The 7,355-nt window shown below is 61.9% G+C and carries 6 protein-coding genes; all 6 read right to left on the bottom strand.

The features are described 5' to 3' along the window. Positions 1-54 precede the first annotated feature (54 nt). Entirely contained in the window at positions 55-1,020 is a 966-nt protein-coding gene (locus Y708_RS0102000; protein WP_028278615.1) for an aldo/keto reductase, read from the bottom strand. 42 nt (positions 1,021-1,062) lie between these two features. Further along, entirely contained in the window at positions 1,063-1,479 is a 417-nt protein-coding gene (ndk, locus tag Y708_RS0101995; protein WP_028278614.1) for a nucleoside-diphosphate kinase, read from the bottom strand. 38 nt (positions 1,480-1,517) lie between these two features. Next, on the bottom strand, positions 1,518-1,982 hold the full coding sequence (locus tag Y708_RS0101990) for a DUF4233 domain-containing protein (protein ID WP_035774989.1): 465 nt from the start codon (positions 1,980-1,982) through the stop codon (positions 1,518-1,520). A gap of 3 nt (positions 1,983-1,985) precedes the next feature. After that, positions 1,986-3,365 carry a bifunctional folylpolyglutamate synthase/dihydrofolate synthase gene (locus Y708_RS0101985; RefSeq protein ID WP_028278612.1) on the bottom strand — a complete coding sequence of 460 codons (1,380 nt, stop codon included), beginning with the start codon at positions 3,363-3,365 and terminating at the stop codon, positions 1,986-1,988. Next, positions 3,362-6,697, bottom strand: coding sequence for an isoleucine--tRNA ligase (gene ileS / locus Y708_RS22330; RefSeq protein ID WP_051478512.1), 3,336 nt, complete (start codon positions 6,695-6,697; stop codon positions 3,362-3,364). The genes Y708_RS0101985 and ileS overlap by 4 nt, the downstream gene beginning before the upstream one ends. A 246-nt stretch (positions 6,698-6,943) precedes the next feature. Continuing rightward, the coding region (locus Y708_RS27995; protein WP_155853644.1) for an SDR family NAD(P)-dependent oxidoreductase at positions 6,944-7,355 on the bottom strand (412 nt) is incomplete at its 5' end.

Below are 7,355 nucleotides of genomic sequence, written 5' to 3'. Positions count from 1 at the left end.
TTCGGAGTGCGTCCGCCGGTTTCTGGCGCGGGTGAAGGTTCCGGTGCGCAGGACTTACTTGGAGCTGCGCGGGAAGATCCGGTTCAGCTCTTCGAGTTCGGCGTCGGAGGGCACCCAGCATACGGCCTCCGCATTCTGCTGAATCTGCTCCGGTTTGGTGGCGCCGGCAATGACGCTTGCTACCGATGGCTGGGCGGCGAGCCAGGAGAAGGCAACCTGAAGTTCCGTGAGCGAACGCGCCCGGGCAAAGGCACCAAACTCGGCGAGCTGTTCCCAATCCGCGCTGTCCAGCAGATTGGTCCGGGTATGCGTCAACCTGCTGCCGGAAGGAGCCTTGCCCGAACTGTACTTTCCCGTCAAGAGGCCGTTTGCGAGTGGGAAGTACGGCAGCACACCCAGCCCGTAGGCTTCGGCTGCAGGCGTGACCTCGGCCTCGATCCGCCGGTCCAGGAGGCTGTAGTGGTTCTGGGCTGAGATGAACGGCGTGTGGCCGCCAAGCTGGGCCACGTACTCGGCTTCGACGATCTGCCAGCCGGCAAAATTAGAGTGGCCGATGTACCTGACTTTTCCGCTCTTTACCAGCTGGTCCAGTGCGGACAGTGTCTCGTCAATAGGCGTTAACACATCGGGGGCGTGGTATTGGTACAGGTCAATCCACTCGGTGTTGAGGCGCTTCAGTGATGCCTCGACCGCCTTGATGATATAGCGCCTGGATCCGCGTGCACCCCCATCGGGCCCGTTGGCCCCCTTGAGATCCAGACCAAATTTAGTGGCCACAACGACGTCGTCCCGGTTGCGTCCAAGAGCCTTGCCAAGCATCTCCTCGCTGAGGCCGGGCACCTTCCCGTAGGCGTCCGCCACATCGAAAAGCGTAATGCCCGCCTCAACCGCTGCATTGATCACCGTGTTGGCGCCTCGCTGCGATTCCGTGGGCGTTCCCGCCCGGCCCAGATTGTTACACCCGAGCCCCACCACGGACACGCTCAGGCCGGAATTACCAAGTCTGCGATATTCAATCATGGAACCAACCTACCAACCCGTTGCCCGCGCAAGCGCGCCCCCTTAGACGAACCAGATCCCGATCTCACGCACGGCGGATTCCGTCGAGTCCGACCCGTGCACCAGGTTCTGCTGAACCTTGAGGCCCCAGTCGCGGCCAAAGTCGCCGCGGATGGTGCCGGGTGCCGCCGTCGTTGGCTCTGTTGCGCCGGCAAGCGACCTGAAACCCTCGATGACGCGCTGGCCCTCGAAGATAGCCGCCACGATCGGGCCACTCAACATGAACTCAACCAGGGGCTCGTAGAAAGGCTTACCCACATGCTCCGAGTAGTGCTCTTCCAGCATTGCGCGGGTGGCGCTGACCAGCTTTAGGTCCATCAGCGTGTATCCCTTGGCTTCAACCCGCGCCAGGATAGTGCCCGACAGACTCCTCGACACGCCGTCCGGCTTGATCAGAACTAAAGTGCGCTCAACGCTCACAGATTTCCTCCACTAGGTTGGTACAACGGTCAAAACTCTTATTGGGACGGTGACGATCCATCGTCCGGGTGCAGCTTTTCCCACTCCGCCTGCTGCCGGTCCCGCCCGGCGTTCTCCCGATCCAGTCTTGCACCGGTCCGGATTCCGTACCACCAGGTCAGAGCAAACAGCACTCCAATCACAAACATCATCGGCTCCGCAAAGCCCGTAGCGATAATCAGCAGCTGTAGAACCCAGCCCACGGCCATTCCGTAAGGCTTGGTCAGGAAGGCACATGCCGCAATCAGCACAGCACTCAGGGTAAGGCCAACGCCGAGAATCAGCCCCACAGGTAGGACATCCCGCTGCAGACCGAATGCCACCAGCGTGGCAAACAGCACCACAAAAGCCTCCAGCGCCAGGACCGTGGACGCAAACATCACCTTAACCGAGCGCCGTTTCTTCGGCATGCCCGGCCGCCACTGGCGCTGAGCCTTTGTCATCCTGCGCTTGCGCTCTTCCATCGGCTACTTCCCCAGCAGGGTGCGGGCCTCGCCCACCACGGTAATCGATCCGGTCACAAGTACTCCACCGGCAAGGTCGTTATCCTCCTCGGCCTTCATGACAGCCCATTCCAGGGCATCGTCCAGCCGATCGGCAATGTGCACCCGTTCCTCGGCAAATCCTGCGGACAGTGCGCTCTGAAGCAGTTCCGCCGCTGGAATTGCCCGCGGCGAGTTGGACTGGGTGAGGCACACATCCTCCAGCAACCCGCCGAGTTCCTCATGAAGCTCAGCCAGCATGGCTCCGGCATCTTTGTCCTTCAGCACCCCGATCACGAGAACCAGCTTACTGAACTCAAAGGCCTCATTGATCGCCCGCGCGGCTGCTCTGGCGCCTTCCGCATTGTGCGCGGCGTCAACAATGATGCTGGGCGCGGTCCGCACTACCTCAAGGCGCCCCGGAGAGGTCACGGTCCGTAGCCCTTCACGCACGACGGCGGCATCCAGTTCCTTGGTTCCGCCGCCCAGGAAGGCCTCAACTGCCGCGACGGCAACCGCCGCATTCTGGGCCTGGTGGGCGCCGTGCAGCGGAACCAGTAACTCCTCATAGCGGCCGGCGATTCCGGCGATCGTCAGGACCTGCCCGCCAACACCCACTGTGCGGTCCTCAACGCCAAACTCGACGCCCTCAAACCGGAACTCCACGCCCGTTTCGCGGGCCTTTTCCAACAACACCTGCGCGGCGTCCTGGGGCTGGGCGGAACTGATCAGATAGCCGCCGGGTTTGATGATGCCGGCTTTCTCCAGCGCAATATCTTCAGTGGTGTCTCCAAGAAGTTCAGTGTGGTCAAGCGAAATGGGCATCACCACCGACACCAGCCCGTCACCCACATTCGTGGCATCGGTGATTCCGCCAAGGCCCACTTCAATCACCGCGACATCAACCGGCTCGTCTGCAAACACCGCAAACGCCAAGACCGTCACGCACTCGAAGTAGGTCAGCCGTGGCTCCCCCGCAGCAATGAGCTCGGCATCCACGATCTCCAGGTACGGCCTGACCTCGTCCCAGATCCGGACGAACGTCTCATCCGACACCGGCTCGCCGTCGATACTGATGCGCTCCGTGACCCTGGACAGATGGGGGCTTGTGTACCGCCCGGTCCTTAGTTCATGGGCGCGAAGGATAGCCTCGATCATGCGTGCGGTCGAGGTCTTTCCGTTGGTACCCGTCAGGTGGATGATCGGGAAGGCCTTATTGGGCTCGCCGAGAATCTCCATCACCCGGAACAGCGGAGCCATCCGCGGTTCCATCTTGTTTTCAGGGGCGCGGCTCAGCAGTTCAGCGTAGACGCTCTCCACGGAGAATTGGTCGATTGTCCTGGCTCCCTCGTTGTCCTCGCTCATACGTGCCTCTCCACAGTCACCTTGAAGTCGTGGCTGCCAGCACTGCTGGCAACAACATTAAGATCCTCTGTCAGCGTTTCCGTCTTGATCAATTCAGCGTTTGCCTCCAGCGCCGAGGCGGTTTCCGGCGTCACTTCCACGGTTGTCCTCACCCGGTCGCTGATGTGCAGATCCGCATCACGGCGCGCCTGCTGGATGGCCCTGATGGCATCGCGGGCGGTGCCTTCCGCCGCCAGCTCTCCTGTCACTTCCGTATTGAGCACCAGGAAGCCACCACCGGGCAGGACCGTCACCGCGGAATGGGAGGCGTCGTCGTCGTTCTCAACTACAGTCTCCAGTGCATACTCATGCGGCTCCAGCGGGAGTCCCCCCGCAGTGACCGCGCCGTCGTCGGACACCGACCAGTCGCCGGATTTGGACGCCTTGATGGCCAGCTGGACGTTTTTACCCAGCCGGGGGCCGACGGCCCGCGCGTTGACCACAAGCCTCTGCGTGATACCGAACTCCTCCGGCGACGCGTCCGCCGAATCGACAAGCCGCACCGACTTGATATTCAGTTCATCCGCGATGATCGCCCGGTACTGCCCACCAAGTTCCTCCGCGGCGGGCGCGACGACGGTCAGTTCCGACAGCGGAAGACGAACCCGTAGGTTCGCGGCTTTCCGCAGGCTGGAGCCGACCGAACAAATCTGCCGGGTGCGGTCCATGCGTGCCACCAGCTCATCGTCGCCGGAGAACAACGACGACGGCCAGTTGGTCAGGTGCACCGACCTGCCGCCGGTGAGGCCCCGCCAGATCTCCTCGGTAACCAGGGGCAGCAATGGAGCAGCAACCCGGCACACGGTTTCAAGGCAGGTGTAGAGCACGTCGAATGCCGCCTCGTCTTCGTCGAAGAAGCGCTGACGGCCCCTGCGCACGTACCAGTTGGTCAGTGTGTCCAGGTAGCGTCGCAACACTTCGCAGGCATCGCTGATGCTGAACTGATCAAGGGCGGAGGTCATTTCCTCCACGAGCCTGCCCGTGTAGGCCAGGATGTAACGGTCCAAGGGGTCTCGATGCGCTGGTTCCTCGCTTACTCGACCACCGGCCGTATCGGCGACGGACGACACTGGACGGGCTTCATATCCTGCCCCGCCATTGGCGGCGTTGGTGTAGAGGCTAAAGAAATGCCACACGTTCCACAGCGGGAGGATGACCTGACGGACGCCGTCCCGGATGCCCTGCTCAGTCACTACCAGGTTGCCGCCACGCAGTATCGGCGATGCCATGAGGGACCATCTCACCGCATCCGAACCGTACTCGTTGAAGGAATTGTTCACATCCGGGTAGTTGCCGAGGCTCTTCGATGCCTTCTGCCCATCATCGCCCAAGACAATTCCGTGGCTGATCACGTTCTTGAAGGCCGGCCGGTCAAACAACGCGGTGGACAGGATGTGCAGCGTGTAGAACCACCCACGGGTCTGTCCGATGTATTCGACAATAAAGTCACCAGGATTATGGGACTCAAACCAGTCCTGATTCTCCATCGGGTAGTGCACCTGGGCGTAGGGCATCGATCCCGAGTCGAACCATACGTCCAGTACATCCTCCACCCGGCGCATGGTTGACTGCCCGGTAGGATCGTCCGGATTGGGCCTGGTGAGCTCGTCGATAAACGGCCGGTGCAGGTCCCGCTCCCCTGCCTTGTTCAGCGGCAGCCGCCCAAAGTCGCGTTCGATTTCCGCCAACGATCCGTAGACATCCGTCCTTGGATAAGCGGGGTTGTCCGATTGCCACACCGGGATGGGGCTCCCCCAGTACCGGTTGCGGCTAATGGACCAGTCCCGGGCATTCTCGAGCCACTTGCCGAACTGCCCGTCCTTCACATTGCCGGGGATCCAGTTGATCTGCTGGTTCAGTTCAACCATCCGGTCCTTGATCTTGGTGACTTCAACAAACCACGAAGACACCGCGCGGTAGATCAGCGGGTTGCGGCAGCGCCAGCAATGCGGATAGCTGTGGACGTAGCTTGCCTGCCGAACCAGCCGGCCGGAATCCCGCAGGACCCGGGTGATGGGCTTGTTCGCCTCGAAAACCTGCAGGCCAACGATATCCGCGAGGGGCCCGTCGCCGTACATGGACAGGAACTTCGCGCCCTCGTCGACGGACAGGATGACCTGGATTCCGGCTTCCTCACAGATCCTCTGATCCTCTTCACCATAGGCCGGCGACTGATGCACAATGCCCGTGCCATCCGTCGTCGTCACGTAATCGGCAACGAGAAACCTGAACGCGTTGGTGTAGCCGCCACGCTCGGGATCCGACAGGTAGTCCCAGAGCGGCTCATAGGTCAGTCCGCCCAACTCGCTGCCCCGGTGCGTACCAAGGACGGCGGCACGCGCCTCCTCGGCGGACGCATACCCAAGGTCCTTGGCGTAGCCGCCCAGGAGTTCCTCGGCAATGAGGAAGCGGCGGGGCCGGTTTGTCTCGCCGCCCTCCGGCACCACCGCGTAGTGGATATCCGGCCCGACGGCGAGAGCGGCGTTGGTGGGGAGCGTCCAAGGCGTGGTGGTCCAGGCAAGCGCCTGCACGCCGGCGAGTTCGCGGGAAAGCTCCGACTCGCTGGCAAGGATCGGGAAGGTCACTGTGACGGTCTGGTCCTGCCGGTCCTGGTAAACGTCCTCGTCCATGCGCAGCTCATGGTTGGACAGGGGCGTCTCATCTTTCCAGCAGTATGGGAGCACCCGGTAGCCGTTGTACGTGAGCCCCTTGTCGTACAACGTCTTGAAAGCCCAGAGCACCGATTCCATGTAGTCGATGTTGAGCGTTTTGTAATCGTTGTCGAAGTCCACCCAACGGGCCTGGCGGGTGACATAGTCCTGCCAGTCGCCGGCATACTTCATGACCGAGGAGCGGCAGGCGTCATTGAACTTATCGATGCCCATGGCTTCGATCTGCTGCTTGTCACTCATGCCCAGCTGCTTCATGGCTTCCAGCTCGGCCGGCAGTCCGTGCGTGTCCCAACCGAAACGTCGCTCCACCCTGCGCCCGCGCTGGGTCTGGTACCTGCCCACCAAATCCTTGGCGTAACCGGTCAGGAGGTGACCGTAGTGCGGCAGTCCATTGGCAAAGGGAGGGCCGTCATAGAACACAAACTCGTTGGTTCCGTCAGCACCCGCCTCGCGCTGGTCGATGGACACCTGAAAAGTGCCATCCTCATTCCAGTACTTCAGGATGCGCTCTTCGATCTCTGGAAACTTTGGTGACGACGACGAGGAAGATGATGCGGAGGCGGACGCCTGGGAGGAGACGGCGGAAGGCGCGGCGCTGGCTTTGGGATAGATCTGGGGCATCATATTCATCCTCCGGTGGCAAGGGTGGTTGCGTTGCTGCGAGGACGTGCCCTGCTCCTATTGGCTGCTGCCCTAGGAACGGAAACCCGCGGTACCACCTCACTTGCCGCGCCGCATGATCCGAAAAACAACGCGGCTGCCACTTCATGACTGCTGTGACGGGCTTACCCGTCCGGTTCTACTGACACTGTTCCCGATGTTCCAGGTACCGTGTGTTCTTCCGGAAGCTCACCGGTGATGGCCGGGTCAAAGCTGCTCGGTCCAGTCTAACGGTCCCGGGGCGGCTGCGGTTAACGACGGCGGCCCCCCTCGCGCTCGGCGGATGACCTTGTGCGCAGCCGCCTGGGCAACCGGCCGGATCACTATCTCGTCCAGGTTCACATGATGCGGCACGCTGATCGCGTAGGCGACGACGTCGGCCACGTCCTGCGGGGTCAACGGCTTTTCCACTCCCGCGTAAACCTTGTCTGCCGCAGCAGCATCACCCAGTCGGTTCAAGGCAAACTCCTCGGTGCGCACCATTCCCGGCAACACTTCGATCACACGTACGTTGTGCTCGGCCTCTTCAAGCCTCAATGCCTGAGTCATGGCCCGCTGCGCCGACTTTGCGGCGTTGTAACCGGCACCGCCCTCGTACGCAACCAATCCCGCCGTCGAC

Origin of the sequence: Arthrobacter sp. H5 (genome assembly GCF_000520595.1) — a bacterium.
Taxonomy (GTDB): domain Bacteria; phylum Actinomycetota; class Actinomycetes; order Actinomycetales; family Micrococcaceae; genus Arthrobacter_D.
This window is presented reverse-complemented; position numbering and strand designations above follow the sequence as displayed.